This window comes from Brevundimonas sp. TWP3-1-2b1, assembly GCF_049896165.1.
Classification (GTDB): Bacteria; Pseudomonadota; Alphaproteobacteria; order Caulobacterales; family Caulobacteraceae; genus Brevundimonas; species Brevundimonas subvibrioides_B.
Genome location: NZ_JAFCTT010000009.1, coordinates 90657 through 108694, shown reverse-complemented (window position 1 = coordinate 108694; position 18038 = coordinate 90657). Strand labels below are relative to the sequence as shown.

Below are 18038 nucleotides of genomic sequence, written 5' to 3'. Positions count from 1 at the left end.
CTCCCGGCGGGAAGGGGTTCGAGCGCACAACGGCGGACCGATCATCCCCGCCCGCAGGAGTGAGGAATTCACTGGAAAGATATCCGGCCCGACCTCAGGCATCCTCCAGCATCAGCACCCCCGGCGCCGACTTCAGCGCTCCGCGCAGCGCCCCGTCCAGACGATACCGCCCCGGCAACCGCACCTCCACCTCGCGTCGGCCGTCCAGCGAGGCGATCAGGGTGACCTCGCCGCCCTTCCCTTGCGCCAGGGCCCGCGCCAGTCGGACCTGGATCGCCGCCGGATCGGTGGAGCGCGCCGAGACGTGGACCCGCAGTCCCACCGAGGCGTCGTCCACCAGCGTCTCCAGCCTGGAACAGTCGTCGCCGAAGAATCGCACCTCGCCGTCCGACGACTTGGCCCGGACCCGCACCATCAGGGCAGCGCCCACCTCCAGCAGTTCGCGGCATTTCCTCAACTGTTCCGGCGGGAACAGACATTCGAACTCGCCGGTCGGGTCCGAGAAGGTGACGAAGGCGAACTTCTCGCCGGATTTCTGGCTGGCCCGTTCCTGACGGCGGCGCACGACCCCGGCCATCAGGAAGGCGTCGTGGCCCTGCTCGGCGCGCTGCACCGCCTCGGCGACGAAGGTCACGCGCTTGCGTCGCAGCGCGCCCTCCATGTCCTCCAGCGGGTGGCCGGACAGGTAGAAGCCGACCGCCGACAGTTCCTGATCCAGCCGTTCGGGCCCGACCCAGGGCTCCAGGCTCTTCAGCCGGGGACGCGACGCCCCGGCCTGGTCGGCGCCGAACAGCGACACCTGCGACGAGGTCCTGTCCGCCGCCACGCTCTGGCAATAGGCCATCAGGGTGTCGGCCTGTTCGAACAGCTGGCGCCGGTTCGGGTGGATCGAGTCGAACGCGCCGGCCTTGGCCAGGCCTTCGAGCGCCCGTTTGTTGACAGCGCGAGGATCGACCCGCTCCAGGAAGTCGAAGATGTCGGCGAACCGCCCGCCGGTCTCGCGCACCTCGACGACATGTTTCATCGCCTCGAGGCCCACGTTGCGGATGGCACCGAGCGCATAGAGGACCGCGCCCTTGCCCTCATCCCAGCTGACGTCGAAGTCGGCCGAGGAGGCGTTCACGTCGGGCGCCCGCACCGGCACCTCGAACTTGCGCGCGTCCTGATAAAAGACCGCCAGCTTGTCGGTGTTCGACAGGTCGAGCGACATCGAGGCGGCGAAGAACTCGACCGGGTGGTTCGCCTTCAGCCAGCCCGTCTGGTAGCTGATCAGCGCATAGGCGGCGGCGTGCGACTTGTTGAAGCCGTAGCCGGCGAACTTGGCCACCAGTTCGAAGATGGTGTCAGACTGCTGTTCCGGCACGGACTTCTCGGAGGCGCCCGCGATGAAGCGCGCCTTCTGGATGTCCATCTCCTCCTTCTTTTTCTTGCCCATGGCGCGCCGAAGAAGGTCGGCCTCGCCCAGAGAATAGCCGGCCAGGATCTGGGCGATCTTCATCACCTGTTCCTGGTAGATGATGACGCCGTAGGTCTCCGACAGCGTCTCCTGCAGAGACGGATGCAGGTAATCGACTTCCTGTCGCCCGAACTTGCGGTCGATATAGGTGTCGATCATCTCCATCGGCCCGGGCCGGTAGAGGGAGATCAGGGCCGTGATCTCCTCGATGGAGCCGCACCGCATCTTGCGCAGGGTGTCGCGCATGCCCTGGGATTCCAGCTGGAACACCCCGACCGTCTGGCCCGACGCCATCAGCTCATAGGTCTTGCCGTCATCCAGAGGCAGCAGGTTGAAGTCCTGCGCGGCGCCCCTGCGGCTCAGATAGCCGTGCGCCCGGTCCAGCACGGTCAGGGTTTTCAGGCCGAGGAAGTCGAACTTCACCAGACCGGCCGGCTCGACCCATTTCATGTTGAACTGGGTGGCCGGAATGTCCGAGCGCGGGTCCTGATACAGCGGCGTCAGCTCGACCAGCGGCCGGTCGCCGATGACGATGCCGGCGGCATGGGTCGAGGCGTTGCGGTAAAGCCCCTCGAGTTCCAGCGCCGTGGCCAGCAGGTTGGCCACCGCCGGCTCGGCGTCGCGGACCTCCTTCAGGCGCGGCTCGATCTCGATGGCCTGCGCCAGGGTGGTCGGATTGGCCGGGTTGTTCGGCACCATCTTGCAGAGCCGGTCCACCTGACCCAGCGGCATCTGCAGCACACGGCCGACATCGCGCAGCACGGCCCGAGCCTGCAGCGTGCCGAAGGTGATGATCTGGGCGACCCGGTCCTTGCCGTAGCGTTCCTGGACATAGGTGATCACCTCTTCCCGCCGCTCCTGGCAGAAGTCGATGTCGAAGTCGGGCATGGAGACCCGTTCGGGGTTCAGGAACCGCTCGAACAGCAGACCGAACCGCAAGGGATCCAGATCGGTGATGGTCAGGGCCCAGGCGACCAGCGACCCGGCCCCGGATCCCCGCCCCGGCCCGACCGGAATCCCGTGCGACTTGGCCCATTTGATGAAGTCCGCCACGATCAGGAAATAGCCGGGGAAGCCCATCTGGGTGATGATCCCGACCTCCCACTCCAGCCGGGCCCAGTAGTCGGCCTCGGGCGCGGAGGGCGTGACCAGCTTCAGCCGCGCCTTCAGACCCTCGCGGGCCTGGTGCATCAGTTCGTCAGGCTCGGTGCGGCCGTCGCCGGCGTCGAAGCGCGGCAGGATCGGCGGATGGGTCTTGACCAGGAAGGCGCAGCGGCGCGCGATCTCGATCGTGGTGTCGCAGGCCTCGGGCAGGTCGGCGAACAGGGTCCGCATCTCCGCCGCCGTCTTGAAGAAATGCTGGTCGGTGATCCGGCGCCGGTCTTCCTGGCCGGTGAAGGCGCCGTCGGCGATACACAGCAGGGCGTCGTGCGACTTCGCCTGGTTCTGTTTGGCGTAGTGGACGTCGTTGGTGGCCGTCAGCGGGACGTCGTTCGCATAGGCCCATTCGACCAGACCGCGTTCGGCAGCGGCCTCGTCCGGCAGGCCGTGCCGCTGAAGCTCGACATAGAAGCGGTCGCCGAACACCCCGGCCATCGCGGCCAGGGTCGTGGCGGCCTCGCCCGGCTTGTTCTGCACGAACAGCGGGTCGACGGGACCGTCGGGGCCGCCGGACAGCAGGATCAGCCCTTCCGAATGGGCGACCACCCTGGCCCAGGGCACGTGCGGCTCCTCGTCGCCCGCATCGAGATAGGCCGAGGACGACAGGGCGCAGAGGTTTCGCCAGCCGATCTCGCTCTGGCAGATCAGGACCACGGTCGGGACCTTGGCCCAGCGCTCGCCGCGCTTTCCGCCGATGCCGGTGACCGGGAGCGCACACGCGATCAATGGTTGAACACCAACGCTCTTCGAAGCCTCGGAGAACTCCAGCGCCCCGAACAGATTGACCCGGTCCGCCACAGCCACCGCCGGCATGCCGATGTCCGCCGCCAGCCTGCCGACCTTGCCCGCCTTGATCGCGCCTTCCAGCAGTGAGTAGGCCGAGCGCACCCTCAGATGGACGAAACCGGTCTCTGGGGGCGTATCGGTGATGGCCTGAACCTCGAGCGCAGGCCGGAGGCGACTCATCTCGCCAAAAGGGCGACCTGCCAGACCATCCAGACAAAGCCGCCGCACGATGCAAGCGACAGCGCTTCCCGAACCACTCTTGTCATCGCCTTATCCCCAGATGTATCGTTCTGGTATTGTTCTATGTTGGCAGTTTGTTCTCGTCAACAGGGCGTGAAGCTTGGGCGGCGGCTATTGTGGAAAATCGCGCGTTGGAGGAGGACAGGCATCCGCCCTCCCGGCGGCGCGCGTCAGGAGTATCGGTCATGGCCAAGGGTCAAGTGAAGTCGAACAAGGAAGTCCGCAAACCCAAGGCCGAGAAGCCCAAACCGGCGGTGTCGGTCGGAACCTCGCCCTTCACCCAGCCGCCCGGCAAGAAATAGGCTCTTTCGTCATCCCCCGGTCTGCGCCGCGAAGGCGTGGCTTGCCGGAGGATGACGAACGCCAGGCCTAGCCCCGCGAGCGTTCGACCGTATCCACGCTGGGGTTGGCCCTCAGAGCTGCGATAATACTGGTGGCGTGTTTGGCGTCGGCGACCTCGACGTCCAGATCGACGTCGAAGAAATCCGACTGCCGGTGGGCCATCTTCAGGTTCAGGATGTTGCCGCCGGCCTCGCCGATCACTGTGGCGACCTGACCGAGCACGCCCGGCGCGTTCTGGATCGTAGCGCGCAGCCGGGCGGTGCCGACCACCCCCTGTTCGGCCTGCGGCGTCCACTGCAGGTCCTGCCAGACGCTGTCGTCGTCGGCGAACTCGGCCAGCTTCTGGCAGTCGATGACGTGGACGGTCAGCCCCTTTTCGGGCTCGAGGATGCCGACGATCCGGTCGCCCGGCACCGGGGTGCAACAGGCGCCGAAATGGATGCTGATGCCCGGCGTCAGGCCTCCGCCGCGCACGAACAGCCGTGCGTGGGCGTCGCCGATCTTCTTGCGATCCGCGCCCGTCGTCAGCGTCCCCTTCAGCGACGGGAACAGGATCTCGACGACCCGATTGGCCTGGATCCGTCCCCGGCCGATGGCGTCGAACAGGTCTTCCTGCGTCCCCGTCGCCAGGGTCTCGACCACGGCCTTCAGCGACACATCGGCCAGCGACTTGCCTGCGCGCGTCAATGCCTGCTCCAGCGTCGTCTTGCCCAGCTTGTAGAATTCGTCCCGCTCCGACGAACGGATATGGCGACGGATCGCAGACCGCGCCCGGCCAGTGACGGTCAGGCTGCGCCAGTCGGCCGGCGCCTCGCGCTTCTTGCCGCGGATGATTTCGACCACGTCGCCGTTCTGGAGGGCCGTGCGCATGGGCTTCAGCTCGCCGTTGATCTTGACGCCGACGGCCGTGTCCCCGACCTCGGTGTGGACCGCATAGGCGAAGTCCAGCGCCATCCCGCCGCGCGGCAAGGTGATCAGGGCGCCCTTGGGCGTGAAGACGAAGACCTGGTCCAGGTACATCTCAAGCTTGGCGTGCTCGACCCAGTCCTCGCCCCCCTCCCCGTGCTCGATGACCTGCACAAGGTGCCGCAGGTTCTGCAGCGGGTCGCGCCCGCCATCCTTCTCCATCGCCTCCTGGTCGAAGCCATAGGACTGGTTCTTGTAGGCCCAGTGCGCCGCCACCCCGTCCTCGGCCACCCGGTCCATGGCCTCGGTGCGGATCTGCATCTCGATCCGCAGGCCGCCCGGCCCGACGACGGTCGTGTGCAGGGAGCGGTAGTTGTTCGACTTGGGGGTGGAGATGAAATCCTTGAACCGCTCCGGCACCATTGGCCAGGCGCGGTGGATAACGCCGAGCGCACGATAACAGTCGTCCTCGAACTCGACCAGAACCCGGAAGCCGTAGATGTCCGACAGGGACGAAAAGCCCACCGACTTGCGCTGCAGTTTCCGCCAGATCGAATAGGGCGTCTTCTGGCGACCATAGACGCGCGCCGCGATGCCCGCCTCGCTGAGCACCTGCTGGATCTCGGCGGCGACGCCTTCGGTGGCGTGGCCGTGTTCGAGCTTCAGCGCTTCCAGCCGCCGCTCGATGGCGGTCCGGGCCGTGGGGTTCAGATGCTCGAACGCCAGCTCTTCCAGCTCGGACGCGATCGAGTGGATGCCGATCGAGCGGCCCAGCGGCGCATAGACTTCCAGCGTCTCTCTGGAAATCCGCTCACGTTTCTCCGGCTTGACGTATTTGAGCGTCCGCATGTTGTGTAGACGGTCCGCCAGCTTCACCAGCAGGACACGGACATCCTTGGAGATGGCCAGGATGAATTTGCGCAGGTTCTCGGCCTGGCGCGTATGCTCGGCCTGGAGTTCCAGCCGGCTCAGCTTGGTCACCCCCTCGACCAGCCCCGCCACCTCCTCCCCGAACATGGCCGCGATGTCGTCGCGCGTCGCCGAGGTGTCCTCGACCACGTCATGCAGCAGGGCGGTGACGATGGTGGCGGTGTCGAGCTTGTAGTCGGTCAGGATGCCCGCGACCTGGATCGGATGGGCGAAATAGGGGTCGCCCGAGGCCCGCAGCTGCGAGCCGTGCATCTTCATCGCATAGACATAGGCCCGGTTCAGCAGGGCCTCGTCGGCGGTGGGGTCATAGGCCTTGACCGCCTCGATCAGTTCGAACTGGCGCAGGACCGGAATGCGTTTCGCCGCCTGCGTTTCCACAGACGGCGAAGCGGTGTCATTGGCAATGATCTTTGGCGGCGGGGTCGTACCGGACCGCGCCGGGAGGATGGTGATACCGTTGGCGGGTTCCGCCGTCAGTAGCGTTCCTCCTGGCCGCCGTCCCGGTCGCTCTGCAGCGCGCGGATCAGCTCGGCCTCGGCCATGTTCATGTGTTGCGGCTCGGCCAGCAGACCGACGATTTCCGCCTCGTCCTCGGCTTCCGTGCGCTCATCGACGCGTTGCAGGGCGACGATAACGGTCTCAAGCAGTTCGGCCGGAACGACTGTGTCGTCGGCGATTTCGCGCAGGGCGACGACCGGGTTCTTGTCGTTGTCGCGATCGAGCGTCAGGGCGGCGCCGTTGGCGATCGCGCGGGCGCGGTTACCGGCCAGCAGGACCAGGCCGAACCGGTTCGGCACCTTCTCGATGCAGTCTTCGACAGTGACGCGAGCCATGAATTACCTCGGGCGGGGGGAGAACAGCGTTGCATACAGATAGGCATGCCTTTGTGCAACGCCACATCTGCACTCCCAGGGCGGCAGTTTTGCGGCGGCGGCTTGCTCAGAGGACTCGCCGGCTCATCGGATAGGCGATGACCGATGACCGATGACCGATGACCTCATGCTGGTTGGGTCAGCGCAAGGGACAGGCGTCGCGTCCGACCGTCGCGGCGGCCGCCATCGCAGAGGCGACAGCGGTGGTCTCCGGATGCCGCCACCCCGGAGCGATCTCCGCCAGCGGCCCCATGACGAACAGCCGATCGGCCGCTCTCGGATGCGGCAGGATCAGTCCGTTGCAATCCCCCTGCTCCCGACCATAGGCGATCAGGTCCAGGTCCAGGGTGCGCGGCGCATTGGCGGCTGTGCGCCGTCGTCCGAACGCCTCCTCGATCCGGCCCAGGGCCGCCATCAGGGCGTGGGGATCATGGTCCGTGCGCACGATGACGACGCCGTTCAAGAAGGGCGGGTCGCTCGCGTCGGGCCAGGCCAGCGACGTCCACCAGCTCGAACTGGCGATCACATCGATCCCATCGAAGCGAAACCGGTGCAGCGCCGCGTCCAGCGCCTCGCGGCACGAGGGCCAGACCCCCTTGTCATTGCAGCCCAGCGCGACGATGACGGCGGCGTCCAGATCCAGGTCGACGTCGATATTGACGCTGACCGCCTGGGGGGCTGTGACCGATTCCGGGGACGCGAATTCCATGAGACTTTATCCGACCGACCGTCTGGCGCTGTTTATCGACGGGGCCAATCTGTATTCGGCGACCAAGGCCCTGAACGCGGACATCGACTTCAAGAAGATGGTCGATGCGTTCCGGGAGAAAGCCGTCCTGGTTCGCGCCTATTATTACACGGCGGTGACCGAGGGCGAAGAGTTCTCTCCGATCCGGCCCCTGATCGACTGGCTGGGCTACAACGGCTTCTCGATGGTGACCAAGCCGGTGAAGCGATTCACCGACGCCCAGGGCCATACGCGCACCAAGGGCAATATGGACATCGAGATCGCCGTGGACATGCTGGAGCTGGCCCCGCGCATCGACCACGCCATCCTCTTCTCCGGCGACGGCGACTTCCGCCGGCTGGTCCAGGCGGTGCAGTCGAAGGGCGTCCGCGTCACCGTCGTCTCGACCCTGAAGAGCCAGCCGCCGATGATCGCCGACGAACTGAGGCGTCAGGCTGATGACTTCGTCGAACTGGCCGACCTGCTCCAGGAGTATGGCCGTCCCCGCACGCCGGCGCCCACGCCGACGGTGCGCACCTTCCCGGCGGACGATCGATGATCTCCTTGTTCCGCTCATCCCCGCGAAGGCGGGGACCCAGTGCTTTCGTGAGGCACGGTGCGCTGGATGAGCGTCAGTGTTCGACTGGCGACAGCCATCGCCCACAGAACGGGGTCCCCGCCTTCGCGGGGATGAGCGGATTATTCAAATGACCCCTGAACCGCCCCGTGATTGTCCGCTCTGCCCCCGCCTCGTCGCCTATCGCGAGGAGAACCGGCGCCAGAACCCGGACTGGTTCAACGGCCCCGCCCCGTCGTTCGGCGACCCGGACGCCCGGCTGCTGGTCGCCGGTCTCGCCCCCGGTCGCACCGGCGCGAACCGGACGGGGCGGCCCTTCACCGGTGACGGCGCGGGCTGGATTCTGTACGAAACCCTGACGAAGGTGGGTTTTGCGACGGGCATGTACGACGCGCGCCCCGACGACGGGCTTCAGCTCGTCGACTGCATGATCACCAACGCCGTCCGCTGCGCTCCGCCGCTGAACAAGCCCCTGCCGATCGAGGAGAAGACCTGTCGTCCTTTCCTGATCGACCGGCTGGCCGCCCTGCCCCGGCTCAAGGTCATCGTCACCCTCGGCGACGTGTCGCGAAAGAGCGTGCTGAAGGCGCTCGGCGTCCCCGCCTCCGCCATGGCCGCGGGTCACGGCGTCGAGGCCAGGGTCGGCGGCTACACCCTGATCAACAGCTATCACTGCTCCCGGCTCAACACGAACACGGGCCGACTGACGCCAGAGATGTTCGAGGCCATCTTCGCCCGCGCCCGCGCCGCCATCGAGACCGGCCCCGTTTAGGCGACTGTTGTTCGCCGGACACACCGAATCGGCGAGTCTTCCTGACGCCGGAACCGGGCGGAACACTGCGGCGCAGCTTCCGTTGCAGGGTGGTGAGGAAGGTTCAGATGCGCAAACAGACCAACAAGAAACCTCAGCTGTTCACAGCAGGCGAGCGGAAGGCCGCGGGGCTCGCGATCCTGGCTGCGATCCTTCTGACGCTGTCGGGTCAGGCTCTCGAAGCGATGATGCGCCCGTCTCTGGGCCTCTACGACGCCACTCCGGCCGCCGTCGCCTCGATCCCGAATGTAATCGAGGCCAGCCCCCTGAGCCGCTCTGCGGGCTTCTAGCCCTTGTCCCGCATGAGCCGGGCCTTGTCCCTCTGCCAGTCGCGGTCGGCCGAGGCCTCGCGCTTGTCGTGCAGTTTCTTGCCCTTGGCCAGGGCGATCTCAAGCTTCGCCTTGCCGTCGTCGTTCAGATAGAGCCTCAGCGGAATGATCGTCTGACCGTCCTTCTGAACCGCCCCGATCAGACGATCGATCTGCTTTCTGTGCAGCAGCAGCTTCCGCGGCCGACGCGGTTCGTGGTTGAACCGGTTGGCCTGGGCATAGGGCGGGATGTCGGCGTTGATTAGCACGATCTCGCGCCCTTCCACCGCCGCATAACTCTCGGCGATATTGGCCCGACCCATGCGCAGGGCCTTGATCTCCGTCCCCAGCAGCATGATCCCGGCTTCGAGATTGTCCTCGAGGAAATAGTCGAACCGCGCCCGGCGGTTCTCGGCGATCAGCTTGGCCTTGGTGATCGGGGCCTTGACGGTCGCCGCCGCCTTTTCCTTGGTGGTGGCCATCAAAGACCCGCCGCTGTCATGGCCGCATCGACGGCCGGCTTGACGTCCTCGCGCATCGGCACGAGCGGCAACCGCATTTCCTCGGTGCAAAGCCCCAGCCGGGCCAGGGCGTATTTCGTCGGTGACGGTGAACTGTCCAGGAACAGCGCTCTCGCCAGCCCGCTCAGCCGGTCCTGCCAGGACAGGGCAAGGGCTCGGTCGCCGGCCTGGATGGCGTTCCACAAGGCCACCATCCCTTCGGGCGCGACGTTCGACACCACGGAGATGATTCCGCCCCCGCCGTGGGCCAGATAGCCGGGGAAGCTCGCATCATCGCCGGTGATCAGGGCGAAGGATCCGCCGATGTTGACCCGCATCCAGCTCACCCGCCCCATGTCGCCGGTCGCGTCCTTGATGCCGACGATGTTCGGATGCGCCGCAAGCGCCGCCACGGTCGTATCGGCCATGTCCACACCCGTCCGGCTGGGCACGTTGTAGAGCACCAGCGGCAGTTCGACCGCGTTCGCGATGGCTTCGAAATGGGCCTGCAAGCCCGCCTGCGAGGGCTTGTTGTAATAGGGCGTCACGATCAGGGCGGCGTCGGCGCCGACGGTCTTGGCATGCCGGGTGTAGCCCATGGCCCTGTCGGTCGCGGTCGAGCCGCAGCCCGCGATGACCCGAACCCGACCCGCAGCCAGCCGCACGCACAACTCGACCACCTGACGATGCTCGTCAGAGGTCAGGGAGGCGCTCTCCCCGGTCGTGCCCATGGGGACGACGCCGTGAACCCCGGCGGCGATCTGGCGTTCCAGCAGGGCCTCGAAGGCGGCTTCGTCCACGTTTCCGTCACGAAGTGGTGTGATCAGGGCGGTGATCACGCCCTTGAACAAGGGGGCGGTCATTGAAACAAGAATACCTTGCGTGGGGGATGGGCGACGGGCGCCTGATACGAGACGCAAGAGGGTAGGTTGCCGGGCTCGAACCCGCAACCGGGATGAATGAGGATCGGACACATCATGCTCGCGACCAGCCTCGCGGCCGTACTGGCCGTTCTCGCGCCGATTCCGCAGACCGCCGACCTGAACCGTCAGCCGACGCCCTACGTCACCGGACAGAGCGGCGACTATCAGGCGCGCATCCTCGGCGACGCCGACACCGCCCTGTTCCGCCAGGGTCTGGCCGCCGCCCGCGCCCGCGACGTCATCGGCACGCAGAACGCCATCTCCGGCATTGGCGACCCGACCGCCCGCAAGCTGGTCGAGTGGGCGCTCGTCGATACCGCTGCCGCGCAACTGTCCTGGACCGAGCTGTCCAACGACGTTCAGTCAATGCGCGCCTGGCCCCGCGCCGAGGCCCGGATCGCTGCCGGCGAACAGGCGCTGGAACGCGCCGGCATGGGCGCCGACGCCGCCCTCGCCTTCTTCAGCGCGTCGCGTCCGACGACGGTGCAGGGCGCCATCGCCCTGGCCGATGCGCTGGACCAGCGCGGCCGTTCCGGCGAGGCCCGCCTGCTGATCCAGGAATGGTGGCAGACCCAGTCCTTCGACGAGGCGATCCAGAGCCGCATCCTGACCCGCTGGGGCAACACACTCACCCAGCGCGATCATGACGCCCGACTGAACATGTTGCTGACCGGCCCGCATGGCCCAGCGACCCGCGCCATGCTCGATCTGGTCTCGCCGGAGCGCCGCGCCACCGCCAATGCCGCCATGACCCTGCGCAGCGCCTATGCTGCCGACAGCGTCGTCGCCGGCCTGTCGCCGTCACAGGCCGTCGACCCTGCGGTCGTCCTGGAGCGGGTCCGTATCCTGCGAGCCGCCAATCGCCAAACCGAAGGCTTCGCTCTTCTGTCCGCCCTGCCTGCCGCGCCCCTGCACGCCGACGGCCAGACCGCCCTGTGGAACGAGCGCCGCAACTATTTCCTCGACGCCCTGGAGCGCCGCGAGTGGCGCGCGGCCTATGACGCCATGGCCGGTCACGGCTTCCCGTCAGGCGAGCGCAAGGTCGACGCCGAGTTCTTCGCCGGCTGGGTCGCCCTGACCAAGCTCGGCGATCCCGCCCGCGCCGCCGGTCATTTCGAGACCCTGCGCCAGTCGTCCTCGACCCCGATCACCCAGGGCCGCGCCCTCTACTGGCTGGGTCGCGCAGCGGAAGCCCAAGGCGACCAGGCCCGCGCCCAAGCCTTCTATCAGGCCGGTGCCCGTCACATTCAGACCTTCTACGGCCAGCTGGCGGCGGAGAAGGCGGGGATGACCACCCTGACCCTGCCCCCCGAGCCCGTCCCGACTCGGAACGACGTCGCGTCGTTCGAGGCCAATGATGTCGTCCGCGCCGCCCGCATCCTGGGCGAGACCGGCGAGACCAGTCTGTACCGCGTCTTCGCCTACCACCTCGACGACACCCTGCCTGGCATCAACGACCTGGCCCTGCTGATGGACATGACGCGCGGCTACGGCGACGGCTTCGGGGCCATGATGGTCGGTCGCGCCGCCAGCCAGCGCGGCTTCCTGCTGCCGGAGCGCCAGTACCCGATCCGCATCCCGCCCGAGGTTGCCGGCGCCGCCCCCCTGTCCTTCACCATGGCCATCACGCGTCAGGAATCCAGCTTCGACCCGCGCGCCCGATCGGGCGCCGACGCGCGCGGCATGATGCAGTTCCTGCCGTCCACCGCCTCCGGCGTCGCCCGCCGTCTGGGCATGTCCTGGTCGGCCGAACGACTCTGGGACGCCGACTACAACATGACCCTCGGCAGCTATCATCTGGGCGAGCTGATGAGCCAGTTCCGGGGCTCGATGCTGCTGACCACCGTGGGCTACAACGCCGGGCCCGCACGGGCTCCGCAATGGGTGGCCCGTTGCGGCGATCCGCGTGGCGGCGTGGCGGGCGGCGGGGTCGATCCGGTCGACTTCATCGAGTGTGCGCCCTTCACCGAGACGCGTAATTACATGATGCGAGTGATGGAGAACATGGCGGTCTACAAGGCCCGTCTGAACGGGGGCTCGGCCCCGCTCACCACCTCGGCGGACATCGCGCGCGGCTCCGGTGGACCCCAACCCTACCAGCCTTGATCGCCTGGAGCCTGATCGTTTGAGACGGAAGCGCTTCGCGCTCCTGGCGAAAGCGTGATTCGGGCTCTCGCTGATACCTGGAGCAGGATCAGGCCCTGAGCAGCCCGGCGAACAGGGCGTCGAGCATGGTCCGGGTCAGCAGGCTCCGATCGACCCACTCGAAATAGGGTTTGGTGATCATCAGCGAAATGACCCCGTGCGACCCCGCCCACAGCGCCTGGGCCGAGGCGCGCGCATCGCCCCGCAGTCGACCGGCCGCCCCCGCCTCTTCCACGATGGCCTCAAACGCCCGGAACAGTTCGCCGCCCAGCATCTGGGCCGCGCTCTGGGCCCCGTCCCGCGCCTCGATCGGGCGGGTCAGATAGGTCAGGCGATAGGCGTTGGGGTTCTCGAATCCGAAATCGACATAGGCCTCCATCAGCTTGCGCAGGACGACCTCCGGCGGACCGCCCTCGGCGATGACCGTCGCGTTCGCCGCCTGCAGCCGGGCGAAGGCGAGGCGGCAGATCTCGTGCAGGATCTCGCTCTTCTCGGAGAAGTGCATGTAGAGCGCCGTCGACGACAGGCCGACCTCGTCGGCGATCCGGCGGATGGTCGCGCCCTCGTATCCGACGTCGACGAAGATGCGTTCCGCCGCGGCGAGAATCTCGGCGCGGCGCGCGTGACCCTCGCCCTTCGGCTTGCGGGTCGAGCGGGACGAAGCGGTTGAGGGTATTACGGTTTCAGCCGACACGCTGAACTCCTTGAAGGAGAACCGGCGCGCCAACAGGGCCCGCCTCGACCTTGCATAGCGCCATTGCCGCAGGCGCGCCAACGGCTTGCGGCAGACACAACCTTGGGATAGGTAGTTAACCGTCGCGGGTATCGGGGGCGGCATGAGTATCCTGACGAGCGGGTATGCCTATCGGGCGGATATGCGGTCGTTCGGCCTCGGCCAGTCGATCGTCGTCGCGATGGCAGTCGGTGGTCTGGGATGGGGCCTCGCCGCGAACGGCGCCGTCACCGCGATGGTTCTTATCCTGCTGGCGCAGATCATTTTCCTCGTTGCGGCCGCCTGGCGTGTCCTGCTGATCCTGGTGAGCCTTCGCCTCGCCCCCGATCCGGAGTCGGCGCCCGAACTCCCGCGCTACACCGTCCTCGCCGCCCTGCTGGACGAGGCGGAAATCCTGCCCCAGCTCGTCGAACGCCTTGACGCAATCGACTACCCCCGCAACCGGCTCGAAGGTTTCCTGCTTCTGGAGGCCCACGATCATCCGACCCTCGACGCCGCCGCCAGATGCAGACTTCCAGCCTGGTTGAAGGTGCTCGTCGTCCCGCCCGGCGGCCCGAGAACCAAACCGGCGGCGCTCAACGCGGGCCTCGCGGTCGCTTCCGGCGCCCTCCTCACCGTTTACGATGCCGAGGATGACCCGGATCCGCAGCAGTTGCGCGAAGCCGTCGCCCGTTTCGCCGCCGATCCAACCGGGCGCCTGGCCATACTTCAGGCGCCGCTGCGCATACGTCTGCCCCCCGGCTCCGAGCGTTCCTTCATTGGTCGCCAGTTCGCGGTCGAATACGCCGCCCTGTTCGAGGTCACCCTGCCCGCCATGGCGCGGCTCGGATTTCCGTTTCCACTCGGCGGCACAAGCAATCACTTCAGCGTCCGGGCTCTGCGCGCGGTCGGCGGATGGGACGCCCACAATGTGACCGAGGACGCCGATCTGGGCTTCCGCCTGTGGCGCAGTGGCTACCGCCTCGGCACCCTCCGGCGTCCCACCTATGAGACACCGCCCTGCGAAATGATCGACTGGCTGCCCCAGAGGACGCGCTGGCTCAAAGGCTTCATGCAGACCTGGGGTGTCCACACCCGGTCGCCGGCCGGGCTGGGCTGGCGCGGTTGCCTCTCCCTGACGATGACCCTTGGGCTGTCGCTCCTGGCCGCCGTGGCTCACGCCCCGTCCCTGGCCTGGCTCATCGCCACGATCGCCATCTCGACGGTTGCGGGCCTGCCGCCGGAGACTCCCCGGTTCGCCCTCGCGGTTCTCGTCCTCGGCCTGGTCGCCGCCTGGCTGAACGGAAAGGTCGGCGCACGACGGGCGGGCGTGCCCTATACCGTGGCCGACATGATGGTGGCTCCGGCCTACTGGTCGCTGCTGACGCTGGCGTTCGGCCACGCGGTCTGGCGTCTGGCGGCCCAACCCTTCGCCTGGGACAAGACCCGCCATCGGCGCGATCCGGCCCTGGCGATCGCCGCCCAGGCCGAGGTCGAAGCTGGACGCGAGGCCGCCTGACGGCCGGACCTTGATCTTGATCAAGGTCCAATTTGAAGTTGAGAGCCTGATCCGACCGGAAAACCGCTTACGCTCTTCCGGATCAGGCTCTATGGCCATGCCGATGCCGCCCGTCCTGTCCTCTCTGCCCGAAACCCTCGTCACGCGCGGATGGTCGGACTACGCCCTGCTGGACAGCGGCGACGGCAGGAAGCTGGAACGCTACGGCCGCTACACCGTGGTCCGCCCCGAGCCTCAGTGCTTCTGGAAGCCGCGCAACCCCGCCGCCTTCGCGCGCGCCAACGCCGTCTTCGATCCTCAGCAGGAGGAGGAGGACGCCGGCCGCTGGCGCTTCGACGAACAGGGCACGATCGACGCCTTTCCGCTGAGCTGGCGCGACGTCCGCTTCGTGGGCCGTTTCACCCCCTTCCGACACCTCGCGTTCTTCCCCGAGCAAGCGGCCAACTGGGAATGGCTGGAGGCGCGGATCCGCAACCTGCAGCGCCCGAAGGTTCTCAACCTCTTCGGCTACACTGGCGTCGCTTCCCTGGCAGCCGCTGCAGCCGGCGCCGAGGTGACCCATGTCGACGCTTCCAAAAAGTCCGTCGCCTGGGCGCGGGAGAACGCCGAACTGTCCGGCCTGTCCGACAGGCCGATCCGCTGGATCGTCGATGACGCTCGCAAATACGTCGCGCGCGAGGTTCGCCGTGGAGCAAGATACCAGGGCATCGTCCTCGACCCTCCGAAATACGGACGCGGCCCCACCGGCGAGGTGTGGCGACTGTTCGAGGACATGCCGGGCCTGCTCGCCGACTGCGCCGCCCTTCTGGCCGACGACGCCGATTTCCTCCTGCTGAACGCCTATGCCGCGCGCATCTCCGGCCTGTCTCTGGCCCACCAGATGAAGGAGGCCACGGCGGATCGCGGCGGCCTGATCGACTGGGGCGAACTGGCCCTGTCCGAAGAGGGTCCCGACGCCCGCGCCATCGGCCTCAGCTTCTTCGCCCGATGGTCGGCGTCGTGAGCGAAGACCGCCTGATCACCTCCCTGACCAACGACACGGTCAAGGCCGTCCGCGCCCTCCACATGCGCAAGGAACGCGAGGCCACCGGCCTGTTCCTGGCCGAGGGCCTGAAGTTCATCGGCGAGGCGCTGGACCAGGGACGCGCGCCCCGGACCCTGCTCGTCGGCATGGAGGCGCGGCCCCACCCTCTGCTGGAGCGCGCCCGCGCCGAGACCCTGAAGGCCGGCGGCGAGATTGTCGTCGTCACCCATCCGATCCTCGAAAAGATCAGCCGGCGCGAGAACCCCCAGACGGTGCTGGGCGTGTTCGAACAGGCCTACACGCCCCTGTCGGCGCTGAGGCCCGAGACCGCCCCGTGCTGGGTCGCCCTGGAACAGGTGCGCGATCCCGGCAACCTAGGAACCATCATCCGAACCGCCGACGCGGCGGGGTGTGGCGGAGTCATCCTGATCGGCGACTGCGTCGATCCCTTCTCGGTCGAGGCCGTCCGCGCCACCATGGGCTCGGTCTTTGCTGTCGCCATCGCGCGGTGCACGCCCCAGGACTTCCTCGCCTGGCGCGAGGCCTGGCCCGGCAGCGTCGTCGGCACGCGCCTGGACGCCACACAGGGCTATCGCGACGCCGCCTACGCCAGGCCCAGCCTGATCCTCATGGGCAACGAACAGGCCGGCCTGACCGACTCCCTCGCCGGCGCCTGCGATGTCAACGTCAAGATTCCGATGCGCGGCAGGGCGGACAGCCTGAACCTCGCCATCGCCACGGGCGTCATGGTCTATGCGGTGACCGACTAGTCCTCGACCTTCAGCCGGGACATGCCGATGAGCGCCAGGATGGTGATCGTCGCCGTCGCCGCCAGATAGAGTCCCACAGCCGGCACCCCGAACGACTTGGCCAGCGAGGTCGCCGCATAAGGCGCCAATGACGCTCCCGCGATCCCCGCCAGATTGAACGCCATCGAGGCTCCGGTGTAGCGCACCGCCGCCCGGAACGGCCGCGCCATGGCGGAACTGAGCGGTCCGTAAGTGGCCCCCATCAGCGCGAACCCCAATGAGAAGAAGATCAGCAGCCCGGTCAGCCCGCCATTGAACAGTGGGGCGATCAGGAAGCCGAACAGGCCAATCCCGACCGAGGCCGTGATCAGCACCTTGATCTGTCCGAACCGGTCCGCCGCCAGCGCCGAGATCGGGATGAAGGCCGCGAAGAAGATCACCCCGACCAGCTGGATCGGCAGGATGTCGGCGCGCGTGAACCCCATGGCCGTCGTCGCCCAGCTCAGGGCGAAGACCGTCATCAGATAGAACAGCAGGAAGGTCGTCGTCGCGCCCAGGGTGCCGAGGATCAACGCGCCCTTGTATCGGGCCAGCAGGGTCAGGACCGGCGTCTTCACCCGTTCGGCACGCTCGATGACCCGGCTGAACTCAGGCGTTTCGGTGATCCGCAACCGAACCCACAGACCGACGATGACCAGGATCGCGCTGGCCAGGAACGGCGTGCGCCAGCCCCAGGACAGAAATGTTTGCTCGCTCATCAGCGAGGTCAGCAGGATGAAGGCCCCGGTCGACAGGATGAAGCCGATCGGCGCGCCCAGTTGGGGGAACATGCCGAACCAGGCCTTGCGTCCCGGCGGCGCGTTCTCGGTCGCCAGCAGCACCGCCCCGCCCCACTCGCCGCCCAGCCCCAGACCCTGACCGAACCGGCAAACGGCCAGCAGCAAGGGCGCGATCACGCCCACCTGCGCATAGGTGGGCAACAGGCCGATGGCGATGGTCGACAGTCCCATGGTCATCAGAGCCGCGACGAGGGTCGCCTTGCGCCCGATCCGGTCGCCGAAATGCCCGAACACCACGGCGCCGACGGGCCGGGCGAAGAAGGCCAGGGCGAAGGTCGCGAACGACTGCAGCTGGGCCGTCACCGGATCGCCGCCCGGGAAGAACAGGGCCGGAAACACCAGTACCGCCGCCGTGGCGTAGATGTAGAAGTCGAAGAACTCGATCGTCGTGCCGATCAGGCTGGCGAACAGGACGCGGCGCGTCGAGGCCGGGCTGGGCGCGATCAGCAGTGCAGGTTCGGTCAACGGTATTCCCCTAGGTCGTCGACCATCGTTGCGTCGGACACCCTCC

At 67.3% G+C, this 18038-nt stretch carries 16 protein-coding genes; 8 read left to right on the top strand and 8 right to left on the bottom strand.

Features of this window, described 5'->3' with window-relative positions; all coding sequences use genetic code 11:
- Nucleotides 1-94: 94 nt before the first annotated feature.
- Complete coding sequence (gene dnaE, locus ACP7AB_RS10600; RefSeq protein WP_425990837.1) at nt 95-3583, bottom strand: DNA polymerase III subunit alpha; 3489 nt, start codon at nt 3581-3583, stop codon at nt 95-97.
- Nucleotides 3584-3828: 245 nt separating this feature from the next.
- Here dnaE and ACP7AB_RS10595 point away from each other — a divergent pair, with 245 nt between their 5' ends.
- On the top strand, nt 3829-3945 hold the full coding sequence (locus tag ACP7AB_RS10595; RefSeq protein WP_303695797.1) for a hypothetical protein: 117 nt from the start codon (nt 3829-3831) through the stop codon (nt 3943-3945).
- Between the two features lie 67 nt (nt 3946-4012).
- Here ACP7AB_RS10595 and ACP7AB_RS10590 read toward each other — a convergent pair whose 3' ends face one another.
- The 3 genes from ACP7AB_RS10590 to folK all read right to left on the bottom strand — a co-directional run bounded on the left by ACP7AB_RS10590 (nt 4013) and on the right by folK (nt 7402).
- Nucleotides 4013-6199, bottom strand: coding sequence for a RelA/SpoT family protein (locus ACP7AB_RS10590; RefSeq protein WP_425990839.1), 2187 nt, complete (start codon nt 6197-6199; stop codon nt 4013-4015).
- A 95-nt stretch (nt 6200-6294) separates the two neighbouring features.
- Nucleotides 6295-6654: a DNA-directed RNA polymerase subunit omega gene (gene rpoZ, locus ACP7AB_RS10585; RefSeq protein ID WP_303695799.1), complete on the bottom strand. Its 360-nt coding sequence runs from the start codon at nt 6652-6654 to the stop codon at nt 6295-6297.
- Nucleotides 6655-6832: 178 nt separating this feature from the next.
- Complete coding sequence (gene folK, locus ACP7AB_RS10580) at nt 6833-7402, bottom strand: 2-amino-4-hydroxy-6-hydroxymethyldihydropteridine diphosphokinase (protein ID WP_425990842.1); 570 nt, start codon at nt 7400-7402, stop codon at nt 6833-6835.
- Between folK and ACP7AB_RS10575 the strand changes: the two genes are divergently transcribed.
- From ACP7AB_RS10575 to ACP7AB_RS10565, 3 genes are all read left to right on the top strand, one after another.
- Complete coding sequence (locus tag ACP7AB_RS10575) at nt 7401-7979, top strand: NYN domain-containing protein (protein ID WP_425990844.1); 579 nt, start codon at nt 7401-7403, stop codon at nt 7977-7979. The genes folK and ACP7AB_RS10575 overlap by 2 nt on opposite strands.
- A 148-nt stretch (nt 7980-8127) precedes the next feature.
- Nucleotides 8128-8769 carry a uracil-DNA glycosylase gene (locus ACP7AB_RS10570; protein ID WP_425990846.1) on the top strand — a complete coding sequence of 214 codons (642 nt, stop codon included), beginning with the start codon at nt 8128-8130 and terminating at the stop codon, nt 8767-8769.
- A gap of 107 nt (nt 8770-8876) precedes the next feature.
- Nucleotides 8877-9098, top strand: coding sequence for a hypothetical protein (locus ACP7AB_RS10565; protein ID WP_425990847.1), 222 nt, complete (start codon nt 8877-8879; stop codon nt 9096-9098).
- Here the strand turns inward: ACP7AB_RS10565 and smpB are convergent.
- Together smpB and dapA are read right to left on the bottom strand one after the other, a co-directional pair.
- Complete coding sequence (gene smpB / locus ACP7AB_RS10560) at nt 9095-9598, bottom strand: SsrA-binding protein SmpB (RefSeq protein WP_303695808.1); 504 nt, start codon at nt 9596-9598, stop codon at nt 9095-9097. The genes ACP7AB_RS10565 and smpB overlap by 4 nt on opposite strands.
- On the bottom strand, nt 9598-10479 hold the full coding sequence (gene dapA / locus ACP7AB_RS10555; protein WP_425990849.1) for a 4-hydroxy-tetrahydrodipicolinate synthase: 882 nt from the start codon (nt 10477-10479) through the stop codon (nt 9598-9600). Before dapA ends, smpB begins: the two co-directional genes overlap by 1 nt.
- Before the next feature lie 114 nt (nt 10480-10593).
- On the opposite strand from dapA, the gene ACP7AB_RS10550 reads away from it, so the two are divergent.
- Nucleotides 10594-12645: a transglycosylase SLT domain-containing protein gene (locus tag ACP7AB_RS10550; RefSeq protein WP_425990851.1), complete on the top strand. Its 2052-nt coding sequence runs from the start codon at nt 10594-10596 to the stop codon at nt 12643-12645.
- Between the two features lie 88 nt (nt 12646-12733).
- Here the strand turns inward: ACP7AB_RS10550 and ACP7AB_RS10545 are convergent, their stop codons facing one another.
- Complete coding sequence (locus ACP7AB_RS10545; protein WP_425990853.1) at nt 12734-13378, bottom strand: TetR/AcrR family transcriptional regulator; 645 nt, start codon at nt 13376-13378, stop codon at nt 12734-12736.
- A gap of 142 nt (nt 13379-13520) precedes the next feature.
- Here ACP7AB_RS10545 and ACP7AB_RS10540 point away from each other — a divergent pair, with 142 nt between their 5' ends.
- The 3 genes from ACP7AB_RS10540 to ACP7AB_RS10530 all read left to right on the top strand — a co-directional run bounded on the left by ACP7AB_RS10540 (nt 13521) and on the right by ACP7AB_RS10530 (nt 16709).
- A complete protein-coding gene (locus ACP7AB_RS10540) occupies nt 13521-14915 on the top strand; it encodes a glycosyltransferase family 2 protein (protein ID WP_425990855.1) in 1395 nt (464 codons plus the stop codon).
- A 103-nt stretch (nt 14916-15018) separates the two neighbouring features.
- Entirely contained in the window at nt 15019-15918 is a 900-nt protein-coding gene (locus ACP7AB_RS10535) for a class I SAM-dependent methyltransferase (protein ID WP_425991007.1), read from the top strand.
- Nucleotides 15915-16709 carry a TrmH family RNA methyltransferase gene (locus ACP7AB_RS10530; protein WP_425990857.1) on the top strand — a complete coding sequence of 265 codons (795 nt, stop codon included), beginning with the start codon at nt 15915-15917 and terminating at the stop codon, nt 16707-16709. Before ACP7AB_RS10535 ends, ACP7AB_RS10530 begins: the two co-directional genes overlap by 4 nt.
- On the opposite strand, the gene ACP7AB_RS10525 is transcribed toward ACP7AB_RS10530, so the two are convergent.
- Nucleotides 16706-17992: an MFS transporter gene (locus tag ACP7AB_RS10525; RefSeq protein ID WP_425990859.1), complete on the bottom strand. Its 1287-nt coding sequence runs from the start codon at nt 17990-17992 to the stop codon at nt 16706-16708. The genes ACP7AB_RS10530 and ACP7AB_RS10525 overlap by 4 nt on opposite strands.
- Nucleotides 17993-18038: the final 46 nt, after the last annotated feature.